Below are 24,261 nucleotides of genomic sequence, written 5' to 3'. Positions count from 1 at the left end.
TCTCAATAGACGTAGGAGAGCCAGCTCATCAGCCGGATGAACGCGTGTCCCAGCGGATTGAGCGGATTGCCCTGAGTCGGAAACGCCATCACTTCGGCCTGCCCGCCCACCCGCAGATCGCGCAGACGCGCGCGCTCGCTGTCGTCGAATTCGACGATTACCGGGAAACGCTGCGCGGGACGCAGCCAGTCGCGGCTATTCTGCACGGTGGGCAGGCTGCCCGCCGGCGTGCTCTGCCCCACGCTCACGCCATAGCCGACGCTGCGAACCCGCCCGCCGAACACTTCGCCGGGCAGCACGTCCAATGCGATCTCGACGCGCGTGCCGGGTTTGAGATGGCCCAGATTGTTCTCCGTCATGTCGGCGCTGACCCACACGTCGCGGATCGCGATCAGCGTCATGACCGGATTGCCCGCCGCGGCGAACTGACCGACTTCCGTGCGCAGATCCGTCACGACGCCGCTCGAGCGGGCTCTGATCCGCGTGTTGGCGAGATCGAGTTCGGCCTTCTCCAGCGCGCCAGCGGCGCTGCGCAACTGCGCATTCTCCGCCTCGCTTCCGCCCTGCTGCTCCCGCGCCCGCTCGACTTCGGCACGGGCCCCGTCGACCTGGCTCAGCGCCTGTTGATGCGTGGCCCGCGCGACCTCGAGGCGTCGCAGGGAGACGGTGCCCTCGTCTTCACGATAGAGCCGCTCGAGACGGTCGCTGTCCTGGCGCGCCTTGACCTCGTTCGCGATGGCGGCCCGCAACGCCGCGAGTGCCGACTCGATACCGGCCGTGCTGGCACCGACCTGCCGGCGCGTGGACTCCAGATCGGCGCGCGCGCGGTCAGCGGCAATGCGGTAGGGCTCGCTATCGACTTCGAACAGCACGTCCCCCGCGTTGACATCCTGGTTGTTGTGGACGAACACCCGCGTCACGCGTCCCGACACCTCGGCGGCGACGGGCACGACATAGGCCTGAATCCGCGCCTGCTGCGTATACGGCGTGAAACGGTCGGCGAGCAGATACCAGATCAGGCTCAGCACGATCAGACAGACGACCCATTTGACCGCCCTGCCCGAAGGGTCGGCGGCAGGCGTCGACGACTTCGGCGGGGCGGCGGTTCGAGGCTCGCGGGTATCCTGGGTATCGCTCATCGTGACGCCCCTTCGGCTTGCCCCGGCGTACAGGAAGACGGCGCCGTTTGGTCGAGCAGGTCGCCCCAATCGGTGCGTTGCCGCATCTGCGCGCGCGTCGCCGCGTCGACGAGCGGCTGTTCGGTTTCCCAGCCGCCTCCGAGCGCCTTGTAAAGCGCGATCACACTGCCGAGCGCATTGCTGCGATTGACCACGTACGCGTCCTGCTGCGCGAACAGCGCGCGCTGCGCATCGAGGACCCGCTGGAAGTCCGAATACCCTTCCCGATAGATCGTATTGGCGAGCGTCAGCGAGCGCCGCGCCGCGCCCTGCGCGTCGTTCAGAATGGTGTCGCGCTGCAAGGCGGCGAGCAGCGCCGTCGCGGCGTCGTCGGCCTCGCGCGCCGCCTCGCGCACCGTGTTCTGATAAGCGACCGTCAACTCTTGCAGCCGTGCGTCCTGGACGCGCACGTTGTTCGTGATCCTGCCGTAATCGAACACGTTCCACGTCACGCTCGGGCCCGCGGCAAAGAGCAGTGTGCTCGGTGCGCCCGCGAGCGAACTGGCGGTCCACGTCAGCGTGCCGAGCAACGATACCGACGGGTACAGATCCGCTTGTGCCACGCCGATGAGCGCCGACTGCGAAGCCATCTGATACTCGGCCGCGCGAACGTCAGGGCGGCGCAACAGCAGATCGGCCGGCACGTCCTGCAGCACCGCATGATCCACCAGCGGCACCACGCCATCCTTGCCCGACTGCACGTCGAGTTCCGGCAGCGGACCCGGCGCTCGCCCGATCAGCACCGACAGCGCATGACGCGCAAGCACGATCTGGCTTTCGAGATCGGGGATGCTGCTCAGCGTCCCGAGGTACTGCGTCTTCGCCTGCTGGAAGTCGAGTTCGTCGGATTCGCCAGCCTTGAAGAGCTTTTGAGCGATGTCGTAGCTGCGTTTTTGCAACTGGGCGTTCTCGCGAGCGATGCGTAGCCGCGCCTGCGCGACCCGCAGTGTGAAATACGTATCCGCGACCTGCGCGTGCAACAGAACCAGCGCATCGTCGCGGTTGGCTTGCGCGGCGAAGAACCCGGCGTCGGCCGATTCGATCGCGCGGCTGAAACGCCCCCAGAAATCGAGTTCCCAGCCGATGCTGAAGCCCGCGCCGTACTGCACGAAGGCGCCCGAGCGCGGATTGGAACCATCCGAGCGCTTGCGCGCCGAAGCCAGTACATCGGCGCTCGCCTGCTGCACCTGCGGATAGCGTCCCGCGAGCGCGATGCCGAGCTGTGCGCGCGCCTCGAGCACGCGCAGTCCGGCGATCTTCAGGTCGCCGTTGTGCGCGTCGGCTTCGGCGATCAGACGTTCGAGATTCCTATCGTCGAAGATCAGCCACCACTGGCGCACATCGGGCTGTACACCCTGTTGCGTGACCCGCGTGATCGATTCGCTACTCCAGTGCTCGCTCCACGCTTCATGCTGCGGCTTGAAGTCCGGGCCCACCCGCATGCATCCGCTCAGGCCAACCGCCGCCCCGAAAAGCACTGCGATCCCGTACGGACGCATCAACGGTGACACGGAGCCATCCTCGAGCTTCAGGTCTGCTTCTGTTCGTGGGTCTGCGTGGGTTGCGTGGGTTGCCTGGGTTGAGGCTGGTCTCGGACCCAGCGCCAGAACAGCTGATAACCGACGGCCAGCATCACGGGCCCAACGAATAGCCCGATGACGCCTCCCGTCACCATGCCGCCGAGCGCTCCGATCAGCACGACGGGCATCGGCACCGCGACGCCACGACCCAGCATCAGTGGCTTGAGCACGTTGTCGGCGAGGCCCGCGACGAACACGTAAACCGAGAAGATGATGTTTGCGGTGTTCACGCCGTCCGTGACGATCACGAAGGCGATCACCGGAATGGTGATCAGCGTGGCCGGCAATTGCATGATGCCGAGCAGCAGCACGGCCAGCGCGAGCAACCCCGCGCCGGGTATCCCCTTCACGACGAAGCCGATGCCGATCAGCAGCATCTGGATAAACGCGATGCCCACTACCCCCTGGGCCACCGCGCGAATCGTCGCCGTGCACAAGTCGGCGATCTGAGCGCCGTTCTCGGGGCCCGAGATGCGCGAGGCGATCTGCACCGTGCTGTGATAGCCCTTCTCACCGTGGGCCATCAGGATTCCTGCGACGATCAGCGCGACGAAAAATATCACCAGGCCGGCACCGAGACCCGTCACCGTTGCAAGCACAGCGAGCCCGGCCTCCTTCAGCTGCGGGGCGAATTTATGCGCAAGACCGGTCAGGTCCGTCGATGCCTGTTGCCAGAAGTCGTACACACGCTGGCCGACCAGCGGCCAACTCGCCACCGACTCCGCGGGAGGCGGTATCCGGAAGGTACCGCTCCTGGCAATGGCGATCGATTTCTCGACCGAATCGGCTACCGCGAGACCCAGCGCATACGTTGGCACCAGAATCACAATAAACGCGATAAGGACGATCAGCGTGGCGATCAGGCCATCCTTGCCGCCGAGCATGGAGCGAAGCAGGACCTGCAGCGGATAGAGCGTGATCGCAAGAATCACCGACCAGGCCATCAGGTTAAGAAACGGCGCGAAGATCCGAAAACAGAATACGGCCAGGACCGCGACGAGTCCGGCGCGGATCAGGACGTCGAGCATCTCTCGGGACGGAGTCCGTTGGGGAATCGGTGTGAGCAGCATAAGTTGTTCTCCCGCCAGGTCGCGTCGCGGTTCGGCGGCGACACCGTGATAGGCCTGCAATCGCGAAAACTCAAACCCACTGGAACGTTCTTGACGCCAATACCAAGGCCTGCCTGCAATTCCGGCATTTTAAGAAGAGAATCGCGCCGGCTTTGTCGTCGACAGAACGCGGCGTTTCACTACTATTGAACCCGCGCCTGATATATTCAATTGGACTTTGGTCTCATAGACCTCGAGCCGTCCGGAGCTCAGCCCGCCGCCGACGATCATGGAGAAAACCGTGAGATTGATGGCCATCGTCGCCCTTCTTCTGGCCATGACGCCTGGCGCGCCTGCCCTCGCCGCCGGGGTCGGCTTTCAGAAGGTCGACATACCGAATGGCGCCGAGCCGCCGCTCACTGCCGGAATCTGGTATCCCACCGATGCGCCGGCCACGCCGCACGCCCTGGGCGACGTCACCCAGACCGTCGCGGCCGACGCGCCGATCGCGGGCCATCACCTGCCGCTGATCGTGCTGTCGCACGGCGGCGGCGGATGGTACGGCGCCCATTACGACACGGCTCTCGCGCTGGCTCGCGCGGGCTTCGTCGCGGCGGCGGTCAGTCACGCCGGCGACACTTTCGATGACCAGAGCCGCGTGCTGCAACTCTGGCGCCGGCCCGCGCAGCTTCATCGGCTGGTGGACTACATGCTCGACGACTGGCGTGGGCGCGAGCGGCTCGACGCGAACCGCGTCGGCGCATTCGGCTTTTCCAACGGTGGCTTCACCGTGCTCGTGGCCGCGGGCGGCATCCCGGATCTTTCGAAAATCGCTCCGTTTTGCGAAGTTCACCCGGATCATGACCTCTGCGAAGCGTTGCGGCATGCGGGCGTCGACGTTCGTTTCGGCGCGAATGTTCCCACCGGCGTATGGGTCCACGATGCGCGCATCAAGGCCGTCGTCATCGCGGCGCCTTCGTTCGGCTTCGCGTTCGGCCGCGCGGGCTTGAGCGGCGTGCGCGTCCCGGTCCAGCTGTGGAGCGCCGCCGACGATCGTCATCAGCCGCATCCCTGGTACGACGAGCCGGTGCGGGACGACCTGCCCCGCGCTCCCGACTATCGCGTGGTGGCCAACGCCGGCCATTACGACTTTCTGCCACCTTGCGATGCGCGTCTTGCGCGGCTGCGCCCGGAGATCTGCGACAGCGGGCCGGGCTTCGATCGGACGGCGCTCCATCAGCGATTCAACGCCGCTGTGGTGCGATCTTTCGAGTCGATGTTGCGATAGGAAAGAGACTCACCCGAATTCGTCGTGTTGCGGCAATTGGTCAGTGATCGAATACCACGGTGCCTTTGAACCCACGAAAATGTGGGCAGTGGGAGACATGGCGGGCGAGTCCGTGAGTGTTCCCAGCGTGACGTGAACGTATTGCCCCTGACGAACCACCGAGAACATCAGGCTTCCGCATATTTTGCAGCGCACATCATGCGACGCTCGTTCATCGCCGAAAATCAACAGGCTGTCTTCGCCCCGAGTGATGCGCAGCTTGTCGCGCTCGATTCCCGCGAAGGGTTTGAACGCCGAGCCGGTCGCGCGCCGGCAGCTTGAACAGTGGCAGTTCAACGCATAGGCGAATTCGTCCTTCACCGAGTAATGGACGGCACCGCAAAGGCATCGGCCGGCAAGCAATGGTTTCATGGCTGCTTTTAAACAGAAGGTAGGTCGCAAATTGGAAAGTCACGCAGCCGTGATTATTCGCGAGCCGACGCGCGATGTCGAACCGCCAGACCGCTAGCGCCTGAAAATTACCTGCGCCGTGCCGACCTCGATCGGAGAGGAGGTGTGCTGGTGGACAATTTTCCATCCGTCGGCCTGCTGCCTCAGCGTCATGGTCAGGCGATTGTCCATGGAGCGCAGTTCCGATCCGTCGGCGTCGACGGCTTTATATGTCGCGAAGGCGTGAACGACGGCGAGGTCCGCGGCGACGATCGTTTGCGCCGCGCTGAAATCGACTATCACACGTTCCGTACCCAGCGAACCGAACCAGCCCTCCACCATGGCGCGCCACGCTGCGATGCCGTTGTACGACCATGTCCCCCACATGTCGAAGACCAGCGCATCGCGGTCGTATAGCGCAACGAACGCGTCCACGTCTTTTGCCAATACCGCGGCTTTGTAGCCCTCCAGGACTTGCAGGATCGGATTGTCGAGTCGGTTCACAGTGTGCTCCCAGGTCGGCTGACGATGGCGGCCAGACTTGGCGCAAAACGGCAGATCCAAGGTTTTTGGCCAATTGTCTTACCAGGTAACGACGATCGACGCACCATCGGATCGACATCCCCCCGAAAAAACCTTCAACACGATATTGCGTTGCATTGATCAGATCCCCGCCCGCTGCGCGGATCACTGGGCGATCTGCTGACGTTGATACTCGTCGTGCTTCATTTGCATATAGTCGGCGCGGCTGACCTCGTGCAATTGCCGCGGATACTGCTCGGTCGCATCGAACCAGTCAGCGAGGCGTTTGTCGAGGCGGGCGTTGGGCGGGCTGGAAAGCGCGCCAAGATAGGCATCGATGGCGAGGTAGTAGCGCATCGTATTGCGTTCGACCAGGCCGCGCACGCCGCCGATGTATTGCGGCTCGCTCGTCGACGAATCGGGCGTAGCGGAAAAGCCGACCTTGTCGCTGCCGATCGTCGCCAGGTAGGTTTTCATGGCAATCCGTCCCGCCGTGCCATATCCGTACGCGTAGGTCAGGTGAATAAAGGTGCGGTTATCGCCCACCGGTATCGCTTCCAGCACGATACGGTAATCTTTCGTGCTCAGCGGACCCCTGGCGGCAGTGAGCTCGACGCGAAAATAATCAGGGGTGCTCGCTGCCGCACGAAAGTTGAATTGCACGCGGTACGACGACGAAAGCGATTCCCTGGTTTTCTTGCCGATGTTCACGGTGAGGATCGTACCGCTGTCGCTGGTCGACGCGTGGCAGTATTTGGTGTTCAGATGCAGGATCAGCACGTCGCACCAGTTGGCCGGGCCCTGAGTCGGGTCGTTGAGCGCGCCGCTGACCACCGCGAAAGGATAGTTGAGCAGCCCGTAAATATCGCCCTTGAGCGCCGACGGCAACTCCTGCGATTCGAGGTACAGCGGTCGCTGAAACTGGTTGTGCGCGAGTTGCTGCGTCAGACTTTGATATTTCGCGTGCAGGCGAGCCGCGCCGTCGTCCGCTTGCGCGACGACGCTCTGGCATAAGAAACAGAACACCGTCGTGATCAGGACAATCCACCACGGTCGCGTCCGCCGATTACCCGCCAGGTATGTGGCAAGCCCGCTCATGGCCCTCCTCCTACTTTGGCTCAGGTCGTGGCGCAACGCAGGCGGATCCGATCCTGGCGCCCTCGTGGTTCCCGCATATCGGCGACGTCACACGGCCATGCGCAAATACAGGCCGCGGAAGCCGGACCCTCATCGCTCGCCCGGCTCCCATTCCGGGCTGTAACCTCCAAGCGCCGGGTGATACATCTCATCGCCGGAGTGCTGAGTGAACTCAACGTTGAGTCGGTCCTCGCGCAAGCCAAGAATTTCGATGCACAGCGCGCAAAGCGCTTTGGCCACCTCCATGCGCGACTCGGGCGGCCGCCCCCTTCTGATATCGAGCATCATCAACGCGACGGGCACCGGTTCTCCGCTCTCCTGCGCAATGCGCCAGACGCTACCGGGACCGAGTTCGCGTATGGCTACGCTGATTCGCCTGACGTCCACCGACATCATCCGAGCATAGGTCTCACTCATTTTCGCCGCGAGCAGTCTTTTACTCTCGACAGAGTAGTGATCGTTTACATCAAGCTGTAGATAAGGCATTGCGTCGATCTCCGGGGAAAGCGTTTCGCACGCGCCAACTATATGCCGAAAAGCAGTTGCGTACGGTCGTGAACCCGCCCAATGCCAACGGCGGGATCTTCAAGCCGAACCGGATGTGGGCGATTGCTTCCCGAGCGACCTGAGCGCCGAAAAGATCGAGCAGATACCTTCGCACCGACCGGCTTCGAACGCCTGGCCGGGCGACAGCCACTGACGACGGCAATCATCGACCCGTGGCATCGGGCTTCCGGACAATGCATCGGAAGCCCGCGTCAAGTCTCAGACAGTCGGAGTGGGATGGCCTGCGCATACCCGCAGACCGATGCGGTGAAAATCGTCAACGCATCTGCCCGTCAATTTGCTTGCGCAGACGATTTTCCTCGTCTTGAAGCTCGGGCGTAAAAGCTTCGCCAAAGTCCGCAGGCTCAAAGAACGGGCGAATCTCGATTTCTGAATCACTGATCATCGGATTCGGGCAGCGCTTTACCCATTCGATCGCTTCGTCCATCGATTGAACCTGCCAGAGCCAGTACCCGGCGATCAATTCCTTGGTTTCCGCAAACGGGCCGTCAATGACGGTGCGGTCCTTCCCTGAGAACCTCACGCGAGCGCCGGCCGAACTCGGCTTCAACCCGTCTCCGCCCTGCATGATGCCGGCCTTGACCAATTGCTCGTTGTACTGCCCCATCGCCGTGAGGAGTTCCGTACCCGGCATTTGCCCGGCTTCCGATTCGGGGGTTGCCTTGATCATGACCATAACGCGCATTTGGGTTTTCCCTTTGAAGACGAAAGTGTCTGGAGGCAACGGCGCCTCCAGTGACTACGACGAATGATCATAGGAGAAATCGACACGCGCCAGACACGATTGCGCGATTTTTCAGAACGTTTCTCGATGAGCGTAACGGCGTCTGGCTGCCGTGAGCATTGACAGAACTCACCGATCCGCCACGAGGTGGTCACGGCACTGCGAATGCGTTGTGCACCGACTTTTCGCCTGTATCGGCGGGCCATTGTGCGCGGATCTTCGTCACGACCAGGTCCGGAAGCGGTATGTAATCCAGCGCGTTGACCGTCGGCCCGCCATGACTCAACGCCCATTCGAAAAACTTCAAGGTGGCTTCGTCGTGGCCCGGCTTGATCGGCGCCGCGGGGAGCAACACATAAGTCGCGCCCATGATCGGCCAGGCATCCTTGCCCGGCTGGTTGGTCAGCGCTTGCGAGAGAGAACCCGACCAGTCGGCGCTCGCCGCGGCTGCCCTGAAGGTCGCGGCGCTGGGCTGAACGACATTACCCGCCGCATTGGTCATGGCAACGTACTTCAAGCGGTTCTGTTTCGTGAAATCCCATGCGACATAGCCGATTGCGCCGGGCAGATAGCCGACGTACGTGGCAATGCCCTCGTTGCCTTTGCCGCCGATGCCGAGCGGCCATCGCACGCTAGTGCCTTCGCCTACCCTGCGCTTCCATTCCGGACTGACCTGCGCGAGGTAGTGAGTCCAGATCAGCGTCGTGCCCGAGCCATCCTGGCGACGCACCACGGCAATCGGGTAGTTAGGCATCTTGATCTTTGGGTTCAACCGCACGATTGCCGGGTCGTCCCAGAACTGAATCTTGCCGAGAAAGATGTCGGCGACGACCGGCCCCGTCAACATCACCTCGCCGGCTTTGAGCCCCGGAAGGTTCACGACGGGTACCACGCCGCCGATTACGATTGGAAATTGCCGCAAGCCGTTGCGGGTCAGTTGATCGTCGGTCAGTGGCGCGTCCGAGCCCGCAAAGTCGACTTCCCGGGCGATGACCTGCTTGAGCCCATCGGACGAACCCGTGCCCTGATAGATCACCCTGCTGCCACCCGACTTCTGGTAGTCGGCGGCCCATCGGGTGTAGAGGGGAGCGGCGAACGTGCTGCCGGCTCCCTTGATGTCGGCGGCGTAGGCCGCGGCTGCGCATGAACAGCAGATCAGACCAGCCATGATGGCGTCGAATGTTCTCACGAATGTCTCCCGTCGGTTCTTGTTCCGGGACATCGCTGATCCAGACCTGCCACTGCGTGAACTCGTTGGAGGGCGACCGTGCCGGTGATTCAATGTGCAGTTTTCATCGGGTGTGTCAGGTCTCCTGCATGACGCACCATACGACACATTAAAGAACGGTGACAGACCGAATTCCAGTTGAATCGTGCTATCGAGCGCGCCGTGCCCGGCGGCCTCTTCCCTAATTGCAGGCATCCGGTTTCCGGATAGCCGACGCACATCAGACATCCCCTTCACGTCTCGTCCCACGGTGGCACGCCCGAGAACGCGTTGACCAGGAAATCGATTGCCGCACGAACTTTTGCGCTCACGTGGCGACGGCTCGGATACAGCGCGAGCACATCGATATCCGGCAAACGGTATTCAGGCAATACCTGGACGAGCCGGCCTACGCGCAGGTCCTCGCCGATCAGAAACGTCGGCTGCCAGATCACGCCATGCCCCGCGAGCGCCGCCGCGCGCGCGGTGTCGCCGTTATTGGTGTGCATGTGGCAGTCGACCTCGACAGCATGCGTTTTGCCGTCTTTGTCCATCAGTTGCCACTCGTCCGCCGTGGCGGCATACGTGTAGCCGATACATCGATGTCCGAGCAGGTCCGTCGGCGTTTCAGGATGTCCCCAACGCTTCAGATAGTCGGGAGATGCACACAGGATGTTTGTCGACGTCGCCAGTTTGCGCGCCGCGTGATCGACCGTGCCGGCGCGCGAGATGCGGATGGCGAGATCGAAGCCCTCCTCGACGATATCGACGACGCGATCTATCAGCGTGATGTCGAGTTCGACGTCGGGATATTGCTGCATGAACCGTGGCCACAGCGGTGCGAGATGCAGGATGCCGAAGCTGACCGGTGCATTGATACGCAGCCGTCCACGCGGTTCGATCGACGTTGTCGACACGAGCCCTTCCGTTTCCGCAACGTCTTCGAGGATTGCCTTGCATCGCGAATGAAGCGTTTCACCGGCCTCGGTAACAGACAATCTGCGTGAGGTGCGATTCAGAAGCCGCGCACCGAGATGCGCCTCCAGTTCATTCACGTAGCGGGTCACGTTCGCGGGCGAGGTTTCGAGCGCGTCGGCCGCGCGCGCAAAGCTGCCCCGGTCGACTACGGTGACGAAGATCTCAAACGCGCGCAGCCGGTCCATATGGCACTCCTGTCATTCATAAAAGCTGAATGATATCGCCATATTTTTGGTCTTTTTGTCTCAAGAACGGAATCTTATAGTACGTCTCAACGAGCCGACGCATTGGGCATCGGCCGATGATCAAACCGGAGATTCAACATGCAACGCTTGACAGGAAAAGTCGCTATCGTCACTGGCGCCAGCGCGGGCATTGGTCGCGCCGCCGCCAGGCTGTTCGCCGCGGAAGGCGCGAAAGTTGTCGTGGCCGCACGCCGCGAAGCTGAACTCGACGCGCTGGTGAGCGAGATCGCTCGCGACGGCGGCACGGCTGTCTCGCTGGCAGGGGACGTGCAATCCGAAGAATTCGCGAAAGCGCTGGTCGAACTCGCCGTCAGCCGCTTCGGCCGCCTCGACATCGCCTACAACAACGCGGGGACGCTCGGTGAAATGGGACCGTCCACAGGCGTATCGGAAGCGGGCTGGTCAGCGACGTTGGCCACCAACCTGACGAGCGCGTTTGTCGGCGCCAAGCATCAGATTCCTGAAATGATCAAGCAAGGCGGTGGGTCGATCATCTTCACGTCGACGTTCGTCGGCTACTCGTTCGCCTTCCCGGGGACCGCCGCCTATGCCGCGAGCAAAGCCGGGCTGATCGGACTGACGCAAGCGCTCGCGGCTGAATACGGCCCGCAAGGCGTGCGCGTCAACGCGATCCTCCCGGGCGCGGTGGACACGCAGATGTATCGCGGTATGAACGATACGGCCGAATCGCAGACGTTCGTGACCGGGCTGCACGCGCTCAAGCGGGTCGCAAAGCCGGAAGAGATTGCCCGCTCGGCGCTCTACCTTGCTTCCGACGATTCGTCCTTCGTGACGGGTACCGCTTCGTTGGTGGACGGTGGGGCTTCGATTACGCGCACCTGAGCTTTCTTGACGACGGCGCCCGCGGGAATGCGGATGTTCGACGACGACCCGCGAACGGCTGCTTGACCCACGCTTCGATGATGTCGGCTCGTGTCCGGAGGTACGCATCTCGGATGCGCGGCCGACATCGGAGCGTTCGGGCGCGAGCGTCGACCGGCGTCGGCTGATGGACGAACCCCCTACCATGAAAAATAAACGACCACTGTACGGTTCCTCACCTAATCTTTGATCAGCTGAACCGCGAAAAGCGAAACGCGAGTCAGTTGGAGTAACCAACAAGGAGGTGGGCCATCATGAAGACGTTAGTCCACACAGCTTGCGCGGTCGCGGTCATGGCTGTGTCAGTTGCATCGCTGGCGCAGTCGGACGGGGCGCTGACGCACGCGCAAGTGCAGGCAGAAATCGCTCAGCTCGAGCAAGCCGGCTTCAATCCGGCCAATGCGAATACCGTCGACTTTCCTACCAACATGCCGACGACCAACGCCACTGCCGCAGGCCAGAGCAGCGGCTACGGCCCCGCGACCAGCGGTACGCAGCAGATGGGTCATCCGGCCAGCACGAGTGGGATGAAGCCGGTGTTCTTTGGCGGATCGTAAGCCTGCCCGTCTGACCAGTTCGCCGCTGCAGAGCATGCCCTCCCCGCCGGGGACGGCGTGGAGTGTCGTGCTATGCGCGCTTGCAGAGTGATTTCGGCCGCCGCCTGAATGCCCGAAGCCGTCATGACGACGATTTCGGACGCACCCGATCGAGCGCCATATTGCATGGCGCCTGTTGAATTGCCAGCGTTCATTCGCTGAGCGTCTGGCGCGAACAGCTAACACCTCGTCAGCGTTTCTTAACGTCGATGGTCAGGATTTCGTATCCGGGGTCGGCGTGCTCGTTCGCGACTTTATTCGCTTCCTCATACGAGCGAAAGGACGTGGCTTCCTTGATCTCCGGCGCCATGCCGATATCGCCGTCCTCTGCGGTGCAGAGGAACTTTTCGCCGGTCTTTACGACGTAGACGGTCGTCATTTCTCCCTCCATGGCTTGCAGGGGAACTTCCAGTCTAGCAGGCTGGTAGGGTTGCACACGGTTCGCTGAGACGATGGGCTGGAAAAGGAAGCGAGGAAAAGTCCCGTTGCCGCGCACCGCGGCAACACGTGACGATAGCGACCGTCGTGCGTTCAAGAACCAGGCGATTCTGCTTTGCCTGGTCCGATCGCTGCTTTCGCTCAGGGCGTCACTTCGCGATCGACCGCCGCACATTGCGGGCGATCCACGCCGCAAGACCGGAACGGCCCGCGATCGACAGCGTGCGGCGCGGCCCCAGCACGATGCCGCCGATCACCAGCGCGAGAAGCAGCGCAACATGCGGCGCCTCGGCGAGCGACGCGAGCACATTGCCGGCGGAGGAGCGCGAGGCTGCCCGCCCCGCCGGCAACGCGGCAGTCTGGTTCGCCGCGACCAATGCGGCTCGCGATGCCTCCATGCGTTCCAGAATGGTGACCCGGGCAAGCTCATTTGTGTGATGTGGCTGACTCATTTGAGCGACTCCCTGAGAGCGTCGAGATCGGAATGAATCTCGGCCTTGAGCACGTGAAGCGATTGCGCCGGTTTCTGCGCCCGCAGGAAGAGCAAGGACACGATGCACACGAGCAGCCACGCGCCGGCCACGCCCCAGACCACCGCAAGGAAGTAAGGCGTCTGCCACGCGGTGGCGATGATCGCGATGCAAATGAAGGACAGCGTGAACAGGCCCGCGACTGCCAACGCCATGAGTGCGCTCAACTCGCGCACCAGACGCTTTCGCGTCTCCTCGACTTCAAGCGCGAACAGTTCGCTATAGTCGGTTACACGTTCGACGCAGAATCGCCCGACGTTGCGCCACCTCGTGACCTTCGCATGGATCGACATTCCGTCCTCCTTACGATTCATTTGCGGCGGCCGCCATCAGCAAAGACTTCGCCTCTCGGCCGACAGAGCGAAGCGACGCCAGCGCTGAACGCAGCGCGAGAGCCGGGCCCGCGCTGAGCGATCGCACGCCGCGTGCCCGGTCCTGGACGGATGCCTGCACGCGTTCGCCGTGTCGGCACAGCGCTTGCTCGAATCAGGCAGATCATTCGCTCGCCGAGGACAGCATGACCCCGCTCCCCCCAACCGATCACACTGACCGCAGCGCCGGCGCAAGCATCGGCGAGACCGGCTCCGATATGGCTAGCGCGGACGGACGCGCGATGCCGGCCGCGCGCGCCGAGCCCGGCTCCCACCACGCGATGTATGACGCGCACCGCGGCGCGCTGATCACGGTGACCGCGCATCGGAACTCGCGAGGCGCCTGGATCGCCGACGTGTCGATTTCCCGCGAGGGCCGGCCGCTGGAGATACCCGCCAATCTGGCCAACGTGGAGCCCGTGACGCCGGAATGGCTCACCGAGGCGGAAGCGTTGCGCGCCGGCGTCGAACAGGGCCGCTATCTGATCGACCGGACGCTGGGCGGCGGCTCCGCACCTCTGTCGGCGTCGCTGGGGCCGGTGCGCTGACGCGGGCGTCGCAATACGCGCATGTCGCAATACGCGCATGTCGCAATACGCGCATGTCGCAAATGTCGTGATTGCAGGTTCGACGGATTGCCCGGGTCGAGATTGTCTTTCTGATCGCCGAGGCGTCAGAACCGTGCCCGCCCCGGCGAGCCGGCGCAAACGCGTTACTCGTCGCTATCGAGCCCGCCCGGCAGCGGCCCGATCGTCATGCCCGCGCCCGACCCTGTGCGGGTTCCGGGGGGATAGGCATCGGTTGCTGTCTCGGGCGGAACGTCCGCAACACAGCGGCTCGCGTCGCCGTCGCGCAGACATTGCACGAAACGGTCCGCCTCCTGTGGCGAACGAAATCCGTAGATCTTGCTGGCAACCTGCACCTGTGTGTCCGACAGTCGCTTCGACGGCGTTTCCATCACCACTCCTTTTTGCTGGAAGATCTATCGCTACGAGCAACGCGCGCGCCACCTCCAATGCAATCGCGCCGCGACTGCGGCACAGCGCTTGCGTTGGCCCCAGGCAGACCTGGCAGGCCTAGCGCGCCGCGCTCAACCGTCTTGCGTCGGCGATGCCGACGGCGGCCCGCAAGTCGTCCGGATGAACCATCAATTCGCGGACCTCGCGCAGCGTCGCGTACTGGTCGAGCGCCGTCCGCCATCTCGGCGATTCGAGCAACTGATGCCACACCGGTTCCAGCACCGCGCAATCGGCATCGCGGCCATCCGCCAGTGCGGCCGCGAAATCGAGGCTGGCGTGCGCCGACAGCAGCTGCATCCGGCTCGCAGGGCCCAGCACGCGCGGCGCCGCTTCGACGGGGGCGTCGCAGCAATAGAGCACGGTCCTGCGAAGAGCGGCCCCGTCGCTCGTCAGCGCGGCGAGCGACGCGCCGCTCAAACCCACCGTCCCCTGCTGCGTCCGAAACGGGTAGACGGTGTGCGGGTCCGCATGCGCAAGCAGCGTCAGTCCACGCACGAGCCGCGGCAGATCGGAGGTGGCCGCATCGACCGATGCCTTCGCTTCGACGAGCAGGCATACGTCCCACGCCGCCGCGTCGGCCGGGGGCTGTGCCTGGCGCAGCAGCACCACGTCCCATTCGGTTTTCGCGCGCTCGTGGCTCGCGGGTATCGCGGCCGGCACGCGCATCGAGTTCACGACACGGTACGAGGCGAGCGCACCCTGCGCATCATTGAGGCGCCGCGCGAGCGCGTCGAGCGCGTCGGCGGCCGATGCCTCGACCGCGGCGCCGCGCTGCTTCGAACTCAAGCCTCGTGCCACGGCAGTCGAGCTTCCCGGGCGCGGCCCCTGGCGATCCCACAGCGTCTGGTACTGACGCACGCGCTCGTCGGACGCGAGCGCGTAAAGACGGCGCAAGCGCTGCAAAGCGGCACTCTCCAGCAATTGCGCGAGGCCGCGTTGCAGCGCCGCGTCGTGCGCGATTTGCGGCGTATCGATGCAAGCTTGCACGGCTTCGGCCAGCTCGGGCCACGCTTCGGCGAACGCCAGCGCGTGCAGACGCGCCAGCGCGTCGCGTTGCAGGCCGGGTAGCAACCGCTGCTGTTTGGCCGGATGTGCGATCGCATTGACGGCCGCGTAGATCAGCCGGCGATCGACGCTCGCGTGCGCGGCCAGCGACGCGTACTCGCGCACCACCGTGCTGCGATGCCGTAGCAGCATCGCCTGAAACACCGGGTCGCCGGCTTCCTCGCGCATCGCCTCCCGAATCATGCGCGCGAGCGCCTCGACGAAGAAGCGCTGGTTCGCCGCATCCGGCGCTTCGCCACGCGCGCTCGCCTCGCGAGCCTGCTCGATCGCGAGCGCGAGCACGGTGGCGGGTCTCGCTTGCTGCGTCGGCGCGCAGACGGCCGCAAGCGCCGGCAGGCGATAGCGACGCGCGACAGCGTCGAGCATCTCGTCGAGCAACGAAGGCGGTGGCGTCAAGGACATAGCGATATGTCGATCAGTTGGCGAAATAACTGTACATGAAGGTTCGATGCGGCGCGCGGACCGGCACGGGCCGCCCCGTCAAAACGCCATTGCCATAAACTTCATAAAAAATGGACGCTGGGAAATCCCGATAAACATTACAAAATACAAACATGAATCGAACCGGCAATTACATTTTTCCGACATTAAACATGCATGACGAATTCAGCACGAAAATTGCTCTCCGGATTAACACGGAGAAAACCGGCTTCAACCAGGCAGACGCTTAATGCTCGGCGTACACTCGCCGTGAAGCGCTTGCCATAAGGCGCAAGGGCTACGGTGCCGTCCGCGATCAAACGCGGTTTTGTGGAGACTCAGGAGAACAATCGATGAGCTGGACTCGGGAACAGAGAAACGTCACGATCGCCGCCTATCTAGGCTGGACGCTCGACGCATTCGATTTCTTTCTGATGGTGTTCGTATTGAAAGATATCGCGCAGGAATTCAATACGGACATTCCGTCGGTCGCGGTCGCGATCATGCTGACCTTGATGATGCGCCCGCTCGGCGCATTGATTTTCGGCTGGCTCGCCGACAAATACGGCCGCCGTCCGACGCTGATGCTCAACATCGCGTGCTTCTCGTTGCTCGAACTGCTGTCCGGTCTGTCGCCCAACCTGATGACGCTGCTCGTGTTGCGCGCGCTGTTCGGTATCGCGATGGGCGGCGAATGGGGGGTCGGCGGCGCGCTGACCATGGAAACCGTGCCGCCGAAGTCGCGCGGTATCGTCTCGGGTCTTCTGCAAGCCGGTTATCCGAGCGGCTACCTGCTCGCCTCGATCGTGTTCGGCCTGTTCTATCAACACATCGGCTGGCGCGGCATGTTCTTCGTCGGCGTGCTGCCCGCGCTGCTCGTGCTGTACATTCGCGCGCACGTGCCGGAGTCGCCCGCGTTCAAGACGCTCGAGAAGAAGGTCCGTCCTGGCCTCGTCGCGACGCTCAAGCAGAACGTCGGTCTGTCGATCTACGCGATCATCCTGATGACCGCCTTCAACTTCTTCTCGCACGGCTCGCAGGATCTGTATCCGACCTTCCTGCGCGTACAGCACCAGTTCGATGCGCACACGGTGTCGTGGATCACGATCACGCTGAACATCGGCGCGATCTGCGGGGGTCTGTTCTTCGGCTGGGCGTCGGAGAAGATCGGCCGCAAGCGCGCGATTTTCATCGCCGCGCTGATCGCGCTGCCGGTGCTGCCGCTGTGGGTCTTCTCGACCACGCCGATGCTGCTCGCGCTCGGCGCGTTCCTGATGCAGATCTCGGTGCAAGGCGCCTGGGGCGTGATTCCGGTGCACCTGAACGAAATCTCGCCCGATGAAATCCGCGCGACCTTCCCCGGTCTCGTGTATCAGTTGGGCAATCTGATCGCGTCGGTCAACGGGCCGCTGCAAGCGAAAATCGCCGAACTGCACGGCAACAACTACGCGCTCGTGATGGCGGTCGTGATCGGCATCGTCGCGATCCTGATCTGCGCGCTGATTCCGTTCAGCCGCGAGCGCCGCGGCATCGACATGACGCAGTCCGCGCGTGAAGTCGTCGGCGCGGAATCGACGGGCGGCGCGGTCGGAGGACAAGTTTAAGAGCTCGAGGCTTTCGAACCAGACGGCTAGCCAATACGCGTCAACGCGTGGGAGCCGGATCAACCCGATCGTCGAGCGCAAGGCCAGATTACATCGCAACACGACACGAGGCCGTTCCGATTCGTTCGGAACGGCCTTTTTATTTTCCGCGCGGCATGACGCGCCGCGCTTCGCCAGCATGGCTCCCCGACAGGTCTTCTAGAGGAGTTCGTCGAGCCCGTCCCTTGATCGCACCGACCATCCTTTCTTATCTTAAAAAACGGTCGTTTCAAATATCGATTTGAATCGCGTGTTTGCGAGCCGGCAGCCCCGGCAACTCGGAGACGGCAACATGGCAGTTCGCACACCCGGCCGGCATGCCGGCGATACGAAGTCACGCATTCTCGACGCCGCGGAGACGCTGTTCATCGAATGCGGCTATGAGGCGATGTCGCTGCGCCAGATCACTTCGCGCGCCGAAGTCAATCTCGCGGCGGTCAACTATCACTTCGGCAGCAAGGAATCGCTGATTCACTCGATGCTGTCACGCCGGCTCGATCAGCTGAACCGGGAGCGCCTGAAGCTGCTCGACCGTTTCGACGTCATGCTCGGCGCGCGCCTGACCTGCGAGCACGTGCTCGGCGCGATGTTCATTCCGGCGCTGCGTCTGTCGCGCGATCCGCGTGTCGGCGGCAAAGCGTTTCTGCGCCTGCTCGGGCGCGCCTACACCGATCCCTCGTCGTTCATCCGCGACTTTCTGAACGCGCATTACGAAGCGGTGGCGATGCGCTTCTTCGACGCGTTCCAGCGCGCGCTGCCGCATCTGCCGCGCGAGGAGCTCGGCTGGCGGTTGCATTTCGCGATCGGCGCGCTGTCGGGGGTGCTCGCCGGCACCGATACCGACAGCCTGATTGCCGAGTTCTCGCAAGGCAAGTCGATGAACGATCTGCAGCTCATCGCGCGCCTGGCGTCGCTGATGGTCTCCGCGCTGAAGGCGCCGCTGCCGGACGGCACGCAACTGGCCGCGTTCGGCGCCGTGCTCGGCGATGCGACCGACGGCGGCGTAGATAGCACGTTCGCCAGTGCGCAAGAACACACCAGCGGCGAGGCGGCCGCGTGCGCGGTGGCACGCGACACGTTCGACAGCAACAGCCGCGGCGGCACTATGGAAGCGGCGCCGGCAAGCTCTCAGCATGGGTTGCACGGCACCGCCTGACGACGTCATCGCGTCATCACTCGACGTAACCACCACACGTCGGACATGGAACCCGATCGAGCTCGCTTACCCGAGCAGTACCTCTACGTTGCGCAGCTGCGCCGTGCCCGTCAGTCGAGTCGGTAAGACGCGGTAACGCCCGACGCAAGAGCGCGACTCGCAGCTGGCCCGGCGATTGCGTCACCACAGAGGAGGAAACGTCATGCCGTGGTTCATCCTGGCGCTCGTCATCGCCGCATTCGCTCTCGTCTACGTTCAGGCCCGCGCCTCATGGTGGCTCGCGGCACTGATCGTCTGGGTCGCGGCCGCGCTCGTGAGCGGCGCGGCCGACCCGCTGCTGACGACACTGCTCGCGATCGCGTTCGTACTCCCCGCCCTCGTGCTGACGATCAAACCGCTGCGCCGCGCATGGCTCGCGAAACCGGTGCTCGACACGTTCCGCAAGATCCTGCCGCAGATGTCGCCGACCGAGCGCGACGCGATCGAGGCGGGCACGGTCTGGTGGGACGCCGAGCTGTTCTCGGGCCGCCCGCACTGGGACACGCTGCTCGGCTATGGCCCGGCCATGCTCAGCGCCGAAGAGCAGACGTTCCTCGAGGTCGAATGCGAGCAGCTGTGCGACCTCGCGAACGACTGGGAAACCACGATGGTCTGGCAGGACCTGTCGCCGCCAACGTGGCAGTTCATCAAGCAGCACGGCTTTCTCGGCATGATCATTCCGAAGCAGTACGGCGGCAAACAGTTCTCCGCGTACGCGCATTCGCAGGTGATCATGAAGCTCGCGACGCGCTGCTCGGCCGCGGCCGTGTCGGTGATGGTGCCGAACTCGCTCGGCCCGGCCGAGTTGCTGATGCACTACGGCACCGACGCGCAGAAGAACTACTATCTGCCGCGTCTCGCGCGCGGCGAGGAAATCCCCTGCTTCGCGCTGACGAGCCCGTATGCCGGGTCCGACGCCGCCGCGATTCCCGATGTCGGCATCGCTTGCCAGGGCCTGCACGAGGGCCGCGAGACGCTCGGCTTTCGCGTCACGTGGGACAAGCGCTACATCACGCTCGGGCCGATCGCGACCGTACTCGGCCTCGCGTTCCGCGCGCTCGACCCCGACCATCTGCTCGGCGCGAACGACGAACCCGGCATCACCTGCGCGCTGATTCCGACCGACCACTTTGGCGTCGATATCGGCCGCCGTCACTGGCCGTTGAACGCGGTGTTCCAGAACGGCCCGAACTCGGGCAAGGACGTGTTCATTCCGCTCGACTGGGTGATCGGCGGACGCGCCCAGGTCGGCAACGGCTGGCGCATGCTGATGGAGTGTCTGGCGGCGGGCCGCGCGATCTCGCTGCCGTCGTCGAACGTCGGGATGGCGAAGATTGCCGTGCGCGGCACCGGCGCGTATGCCGCGATTCGGCGCCAGTTCCGCACCGCCGTCGGCAAGTTCGAGGGCGTGCAGGAAGCGCTCGGCCGCATGGGCGGCAACCTGTACGTGATGGACGCCGCGCGCCGCCTGTGCGCGCAGGCGGTCGACCTCGGCGAAAAGCCGTCCGTCATGTCGGCGATCGCCAAATATCACATCACCGAGCGCGCGCGCATGGTCATCAACGACGGCATGGACGTCGTCGCCGGCAAGGGTATTTGCATGGGGCCGTCGAACTTTCTGGCGCGCGCGTATCAGCAAATGCCGATCTCGATCACCGTCGAAGGCGCGAACATTCTGACGCGCTGTCTGATCATCTTCGGCCAGGGCGCGATTCGCTGCCATCCGTACGTGTTGAAGGAAATGACGGCGACGCGCGAGCCCGATCGCGCGAAAGCCTTGCGCGAGTTCGACGCGGCGTTCTTCGGTCACGTGAATTTCACGGTGTCGAACGTGGTGCGCAGCGCCGTGTATGGGCTGAGCGGCGGCGCGCTGATCGCGAAGCCGCGCCGCGCGTATGCGCCGCTCCATGCGTACTATCGCGCGGCGACACGGCTGTCGGCCGTGTTCGCGTTGCTCGCCGACGTGTCGATGTTCGTGCTCGGCGGCGATCTGAAGCGTCGCGAACGCATCTCGGGACGCCTCGGGGACGTGCTGTCGCAGCTGTTCCTGATCTCGGCGACGCTAAAGCGCTTCGAGGACGAAGGCCGACAGCACGACGACCTGCCGCTCGTGCGGTGGGGCGTCGAGGATGCGCTGTACAAGGCGCAGCACGCGCTCGACGGCGTGCTCGCGAACTACCCGAACCGGGTCGCCGCGACGCTCGTGCGTGTGCTCGCATTCCCATTCGGCCTGCCGCATCGCGAGCCGTCGGACCGGCTCGGCAGCGAGATCGCCGAACTGATGCAAACGCCCGGCGCCGCGCGCGAGCGGCTCGTCGCCGACTCGTACGTGCCGCACCCCGACGTCGATGCGCTCGGCTATGGCGAGCTCGCGTTCGCGCTCAATCCGCAGTTCACGCAAATCGAGCAGAAGCTGCGCGAGGCGGTGAAGCAGGGTCTGCTCGAACCGCTGCCGCAAAGCCTGCCGCAGTTCGCCGCATGGACCGATGCGGCGCAACGCCAGGGCCTCGTCGACGCGGACGAGCGGCGCGTGCTCGACGACTACGCGCGCTACGGCGCGCAGGTCGTCAAGGTCGACGATTTCCCGGCCGACTTCGACCTGCTCGCGAGCTTGCAACAGCGCAAGCAGGCGCTCGAAAAGGCGCTGGAGCTGGTGGCCTGATGCGCGCGCTCACGCAGAAAAAACGACCGACCCGGCGCGGCAAACCGTACCCGAGTCACGCAACTCAAGGCACACTGACACACGTCCGGCGCCCCTGAAAATCACGGGGCTGCCCGCGGCGCGTCCAGCAGAGCAACCGATAACATGACCGACTCCTACCTGAAGTTCGTCAACTCGCCGTTCGGCGGCCGTCTCGCGCGCGCGCTCGGGCTGCCGAAGCCCGAGGTGCTGCGGCGCTATCGCGCGGACCGGCCCGAGTTCGACGGACTGATCGCGATCGGCGCGGGCCGCGAGCCGCGCCTGTTCGACGCGCTCGCGAGTCTGATCGCCACCATCGGCATGACGAGCGTCGCGCACGAAAGCGCCGGGCTGTGGGTGCCGCTCGCCCATCGCCACGGCCTGATGACCGGCCGCTTCGAGCCGGCCGAAGCCGGTGCGCCGGGCAAGCTTGCCGCGTTGATGTTCGACGCGAGCGGTATCGACGACAGCAGCCTGCTCGAACCGCTGCACGGCTTTTTCCACGACACGCTGCGCTCGCTCGGCAAGTGTGGGCGCATCGTCGTGCTGGGCCGGCCGCCCGAGGCCTGCGCGAGTCCGCATCAGTGGACTGCCCAGCGCGCGCTCGAAGGGCTCGTGCGCTCGCTCGGTAAGGAAGCGCGGCGCGGCATCGCCGCGAATCTCGTGTACGTGGAAGAAGGCGCTGAAAACGCCATCGAGGCGACGCTGCGCTTTTTCCTGTCGCCGCGCTCGGCCTATGTGTCCGGTCAGGTGGTGCGGATCGCGGCACATGGCGCGCTGCCGCACGACGCGCCCGCGTTCGACTGGCGCCAGCCGCTCGCCGGCCGGCGTGCGCTGGTCACGGGCGCGGCACGCGGCATCGGCGCGGCGATTGCGAGCGTGCTCGCGGCCGAGGGCGCGCATGTGATCGGCCTCGACATTCCGTCCGCGCGCGACGCGCTCGATGCGACGATGCGGCAGCTGAACGGCAGCCCGCTCGCGTTCGACATCGCCGCGCCCGAAGCGCCCGCGCAGATCGCCGCCGCGCTCGACGAGCTCGGCGTCGACATCGTCGTGCACAACGCCGGCATCGCGAAGGACAAGACCATCGCAAAGATGACCGACGCCGTCTGGCAAAGCGTGATCGACATCAACCTGAGCGCGCAGGAACGCATCGACGACGCGCTGCTCGCGGGCGGCATCCTGCGCGACGGCGGGCGCATCGTCGCGGTGTCGTCGATCAGCGGCATCGCGGGCAATCCCGGCCAGACCAACTACGCGACGTCTAAGGCTGGCGTGATCGGCCGGGTGCGGAGCATGGCGCCGCCACTGCGCGCGCGCGGCATCACAATCAACGCGGTCGCGCCCGGCTTCATCGAAACGCAGATGACCGCGAAGATTCCGCTAGCGATCCGCGAGGCCGGCCGCCGCATGAACTCGATGAGCCAGGGCGGCCAGCCCGTCGACGTCGCGCAGACCATCGCGTGGCTCGCGCATCCGGGCTCGGCGGGCGTGACGGGCCAGGTCGTGCGCGTGTGCGGTCAAAGCCTGATTGGCGCCTGAACGGGAGCATGGGTATGGACGAACCGCGTGATCCGTTCGGCAGCCGTCAGCTCGCTCCCGCGCCGGGCGACGGCGCGCGGCCGAAAACCGTCGTCATCGAAACGCTGCCCGCCCCGGCAAAGCTGTACGGGCGCGCGCTGACGGGCATCGTCAAGCGCGGCCGCGACACGCGGCTGCCGCCGTTGCGGCTCGTGCGCCCCGCCGTCGTGCTCGAGCCCGGCCCCGTGTGGCGCTATGCGCGCGTGTGCGGCTTCATTCCCGAGCACGGCGTGCCGCTGACTTACCCGCACCTGCTCGCGTTTCCGCTGCATCTGCTGATGCTGACCGACCCCGCGTTTCCGTGGCCCGCGCTCGGTCTCGTGCATCTGGCCAATCACGTGCGGCTGCGCCGCCCGCTCGCCTACAAGGACCTGCTGCGCATCGAGGTCGAATTCGGCGCGCTGCTGCGTCACGACAAGGGCCAGGCGTTCGTCGTGCATACGCGCATCTATCGACGCGGCGAGGCGGTGTGGGACGGCGACAGCATCTACCTGAAGCGCGCGGTGCCGGCGCTCGGCCATCCGCTCGAAGCGTTGACGCTCGGCCCCGATGCGCTGCAACGGATCGCGCGCTGGCAGCTCGCGCCGCAACTGGGCCGCGACTATGCGAGCGCGTCCGGCGACTACAACCCGATCCACATCAGCGCGCTGTCGGCGAAGGCGTTCGGCTTTCCGCGCGCGATCGCGCATGGCATGTGGACGCTCGCGCGCGCGGCGTCGTCGCTGCAGCCGCCGAAGCCGCTCGCCGAAGCAACGCTCAGCGCCGAGTTCAAGGTGCCGATGCTGCTGCCGGGCGAAGCGTCGCTGTGGAGCGCATCGCCTTCGCTGATCGAGCGCGATCTCGAGGTGCGCGATATCGCCGGGGAAAAGCCGCATTTGCGCGGGCGCATGCAGTGGCGGCTGCTGTGAACCGCGAGCGCGCCGTTCGCATCGACCAA

The 24,261-nt window shown here is 64.5% G+C and carries 25 protein-coding genes; 9 read left to right on the top strand and 16 right to left on the bottom strand.

What is annotated here, in order from left to right; translation table 11 throughout:
• Window positions 1-2 precede the first annotated feature (2 nt).
• From F6X40_RS03190 to F6X40_RS03175, 4 genes are all read right to left on the bottom strand, one after another.
• Window positions 3-1,139, bottom strand: coding sequence for an HlyD family secretion protein (locus tag F6X40_RS03190; RefSeq protein WP_184071301.1), 1,137 nt, complete (start codon window positions 1,137-1,139; stop codon window positions 3-5).
• Window positions 1,136-2,677, bottom strand: coding sequence for a TolC family protein (locus F6X40_RS03185; RefSeq protein ID WP_187626841.1), 1,542 nt, complete (start codon window positions 2,675-2,677; stop codon window positions 1,136-1,138). Before F6X40_RS03185 ends, F6X40_RS03190 begins: the two co-directional genes overlap by 4 nt.
• A 29-nt stretch (window positions 2,678-2,706) precedes the next feature.
• The gene (locus F6X40_RS03180; RefSeq protein ID WP_187626787.1) at window positions 2,707-3,828 is read right to left on the bottom strand and encodes an AI-2E family transporter; all 1,122 of its coding nucleotides are present in this window, start codon (window positions 3,826-3,828) and stop codon (window positions 2,707-2,709) included.
• 129 nt (window positions 3,829-3,957) lie between these two features.
• Window positions 3,958-4,125 (bottom strand): hypothetical protein, encoded by a 168-nt coding sequence (locus tag F6X40_RS03175; RefSeq protein WP_184071345.1) that lies wholly within the window; start codon window positions 4,123-4,125, stop codon window positions 3,958-3,960.
• Between F6X40_RS03175 and F6X40_RS03170 the strand changes: the two genes are divergently transcribed.
• Entirely contained in the window at window positions 4,118-5,095 is a 978-nt protein-coding gene (locus tag F6X40_RS03170; RefSeq protein WP_262421347.1) for an alpha/beta hydrolase family protein, read from the top strand. The genes F6X40_RS03175 and F6X40_RS03170 overlap by 8 nt on opposite strands.
• 9 nt (window positions 5,096-5,104) lie before the next feature.
• On the opposite strand, the gene F6X40_RS03165 is transcribed toward F6X40_RS03170, so the two are convergent.
• The 7 genes from F6X40_RS03165 to F6X40_RS03135 form a co-directional block, all read right to left on the bottom strand.
• The gene (locus tag F6X40_RS03165; RefSeq protein WP_187626785.1) at window positions 5,105-5,506 is read right to left on the bottom strand and encodes a GFA family protein; all 402 of its coding nucleotides are present in this window, start codon (window positions 5,504-5,506) and stop codon (window positions 5,105-5,107) included.
• A gap of 93 nt (window positions 5,507-5,599) precedes the next feature.
• A complete protein-coding gene (locus F6X40_RS03160) occupies window positions 5,600-6,028 on the bottom strand; it encodes a YybH family protein (RefSeq protein ID WP_184071293.1) in 429 nt (142 codons plus the stop codon).
• A 183-nt stretch (window positions 6,029-6,211) separates the two neighbouring features.
• Complete coding sequence (locus F6X40_RS03155; protein ID WP_187626784.1) at window positions 6,212-7,144, bottom strand: hypothetical protein; 933 nt, start codon at window positions 7,142-7,144, stop codon at window positions 6,212-6,214.
• Between the two features lie 129 nt (window positions 7,145-7,273).
• Window positions 7,274-7,669, bottom strand: coding sequence for a tautomerase family protein (locus F6X40_RS03150; protein ID WP_184071289.1), 396 nt, complete (start codon window positions 7,667-7,669; stop codon window positions 7,274-7,276).
• Window positions 7,670-8,006: 337 nt separating this feature from the next.
• Window positions 8,007-8,435, bottom strand: coding sequence for a YciI family protein (locus F6X40_RS03145; protein ID WP_187626840.1), 429 nt, complete (start codon window positions 8,433-8,435; stop codon window positions 8,007-8,009).
• A 190-nt stretch (window positions 8,436-8,625) separates the two neighbouring features.
• On the bottom strand, window positions 8,626-9,663 hold the full coding sequence (gene pstS / locus F6X40_RS03140) for a phosphate ABC transporter substrate-binding protein PstS (protein ID WP_316251783.1): 1,038 nt from the start codon (window positions 9,661-9,663) through the stop codon (window positions 8,626-8,628).
• A gap of 272 nt (window positions 9,664-9,935) precedes the next feature.
• Window positions 9,936-10,844, bottom strand: a complete 909-nt coding sequence (locus F6X40_RS03135; RefSeq protein ID WP_187626783.1) for a LysR family transcriptional regulator — start codon at window positions 10,842-10,844, stop codon at window positions 9,936-9,938.
• Between the two features lie 138 nt (window positions 10,845-10,982).
• Between F6X40_RS03135 and F6X40_RS03130 the strand changes: the two genes are divergently transcribed.
• Window positions 10,983-11,747: an SDR family oxidoreductase gene (locus tag F6X40_RS03130; protein WP_187626782.1), complete on the top strand. Its 765-nt coding sequence runs from the start codon at window positions 10,983-10,985 to the stop codon at window positions 11,745-11,747.
• Between the two features lie 293 nt (window positions 11,748-12,040).
• Window positions 12,041-12,343, top strand: a complete 303-nt coding sequence (locus tag F6X40_RS03125; RefSeq protein ID WP_090804172.1) for a DUF4148 domain-containing protein — start codon at window positions 12,041-12,043, stop codon at window positions 12,341-12,343.
• Between the two features lie 229 nt (window positions 12,344-12,572).
• On the opposite strand, the gene F6X40_RS03120 is transcribed toward F6X40_RS03125, so the two are convergent.
• The 3 genes from F6X40_RS03120 to F6X40_RS03110 all read right to left on the bottom strand — a co-directional run bounded on the left by F6X40_RS03120 (window position 12,573) and on the right by F6X40_RS03110 (window position 13,643).
• Entirely contained in the window at window positions 12,573-12,761 is a 189-nt protein-coding gene (locus F6X40_RS03120) for a hypothetical protein (RefSeq protein WP_090805701.1), read from the bottom strand.
• Between the two features lie 208 nt (window positions 12,762-12,969).
• Entirely contained in the window at window positions 12,970-13,272 is a 303-nt protein-coding gene (locus tag F6X40_RS03115; protein ID WP_262421345.1) for a hypothetical protein, read from the bottom strand.
• On the bottom strand, window positions 13,269-13,643 hold the full coding sequence (locus F6X40_RS03110; RefSeq protein WP_184071286.1) for a phage holin family protein: 375 nt from the start codon (window positions 13,641-13,643) through the stop codon (window positions 13,269-13,271). Before F6X40_RS03110 ends, F6X40_RS03115 begins: the two co-directional genes overlap by 4 nt.
• A gap of 224 nt (window positions 13,644-13,867) precedes the next feature.
• On the opposite strand from F6X40_RS03110, the gene F6X40_RS03105 reads away from it, so the two are divergent.
• Window positions 13,868-14,269 (top strand): DUF6566 family protein, encoded by a 402-nt coding sequence (locus tag F6X40_RS03105; RefSeq protein ID WP_184071284.1) that lies wholly within the window; start codon window positions 13,868-13,870, stop codon window positions 14,267-14,269.
• Window positions 14,270-14,433: 164 nt separating this feature from the next.
• On the opposite strand, the gene F6X40_RS03100 is transcribed toward F6X40_RS03105, so the two are convergent.
• Together F6X40_RS03100 and F6X40_RS03095 are read right to left on the bottom strand one after the other, a co-directional pair.
• Window positions 14,434-14,679 (bottom strand): hypothetical protein, encoded by a 246-nt coding sequence (locus tag F6X40_RS03100; RefSeq protein ID WP_090804167.1) that lies wholly within the window; start codon window positions 14,677-14,679, stop codon window positions 14,434-14,436.
• Between the two features lie 118 nt (window positions 14,680-14,797).
• Window positions 14,798-16,207, bottom strand: coding sequence for a 3-deoxy-D-arabino-heptulosonate 7-phosphate synthase (locus tag F6X40_RS03095; protein ID WP_187626781.1), 1,410 nt, complete (start codon window positions 16,205-16,207; stop codon window positions 14,798-14,800).
• Between the two features lie 371 nt (window positions 16,208-16,578).
• Here F6X40_RS03095 and F6X40_RS03090 point away from each other — a divergent pair, with 371 nt between their 5' ends.
• The 5 genes from F6X40_RS03090 to F6X40_RS03070 all read left to right on the top strand — a co-directional run bounded on the left by F6X40_RS03090 (window position 16,579) and on the right by F6X40_RS03070 (window position 24,232).
• Complete coding sequence (locus tag F6X40_RS03090; protein WP_184071280.1) at window positions 16,579-17,829, top strand: MFS transporter; 1,251 nt, start codon at window positions 16,579-16,581, stop codon at window positions 17,827-17,829.
• 331 nt (window positions 17,830-18,160) lie between these two features.
• Window positions 18,161-19,024 (top strand): TetR/AcrR family transcriptional regulator, encoded by an 864-nt coding sequence (locus F6X40_RS03085; RefSeq protein ID WP_187626780.1) that lies wholly within the window; start codon window positions 18,161-18,163, stop codon window positions 19,022-19,024.
• Window positions 19,025-19,226: 202 nt separating this feature from the next.
• Window positions 19,227-21,725 carry an acyl-CoA dehydrogenase gene (locus tag F6X40_RS03080; protein ID WP_187626779.1) on the top strand — a complete coding sequence of 833 codons (2,499 nt, stop codon included), beginning with the start codon at window positions 19,227-19,229 and terminating at the stop codon, window positions 21,723-21,725.
• Window positions 21,726-21,869: 144 nt separating this feature from the next.
• A complete protein-coding gene (locus F6X40_RS03075) occupies window positions 21,870-23,285 on the top strand; it encodes a 3-oxoacyl-ACP reductase (RefSeq protein WP_187626778.1) in 1,416 nt (471 codons plus the stop codon).
• A gap of 14 nt (window positions 23,286-23,299) precedes the next feature.
• Window positions 23,300-24,232: a MaoC/PaaZ C-terminal domain-containing protein gene (locus F6X40_RS03070; protein WP_090804158.1), complete on the top strand. Its 933-nt coding sequence runs from the start codon at window positions 23,300-23,302 to the stop codon at window positions 24,230-24,232.
• Window positions 24,233-24,261 lie beyond the last annotated feature (29 nt).

The organism is Paraburkholderia sp. UCT31, assembly GCF_014397655.1.
In the GTDB taxonomy this organism is placed as follows: Bacteria; Pseudomonadota; Gammaproteobacteria; order Burkholderiales; family Burkholderiaceae; genus Paraburkholderia; species Paraburkholderia tuberum.
This window is presented reverse-complemented; position numbering and strand designations above follow the sequence as displayed.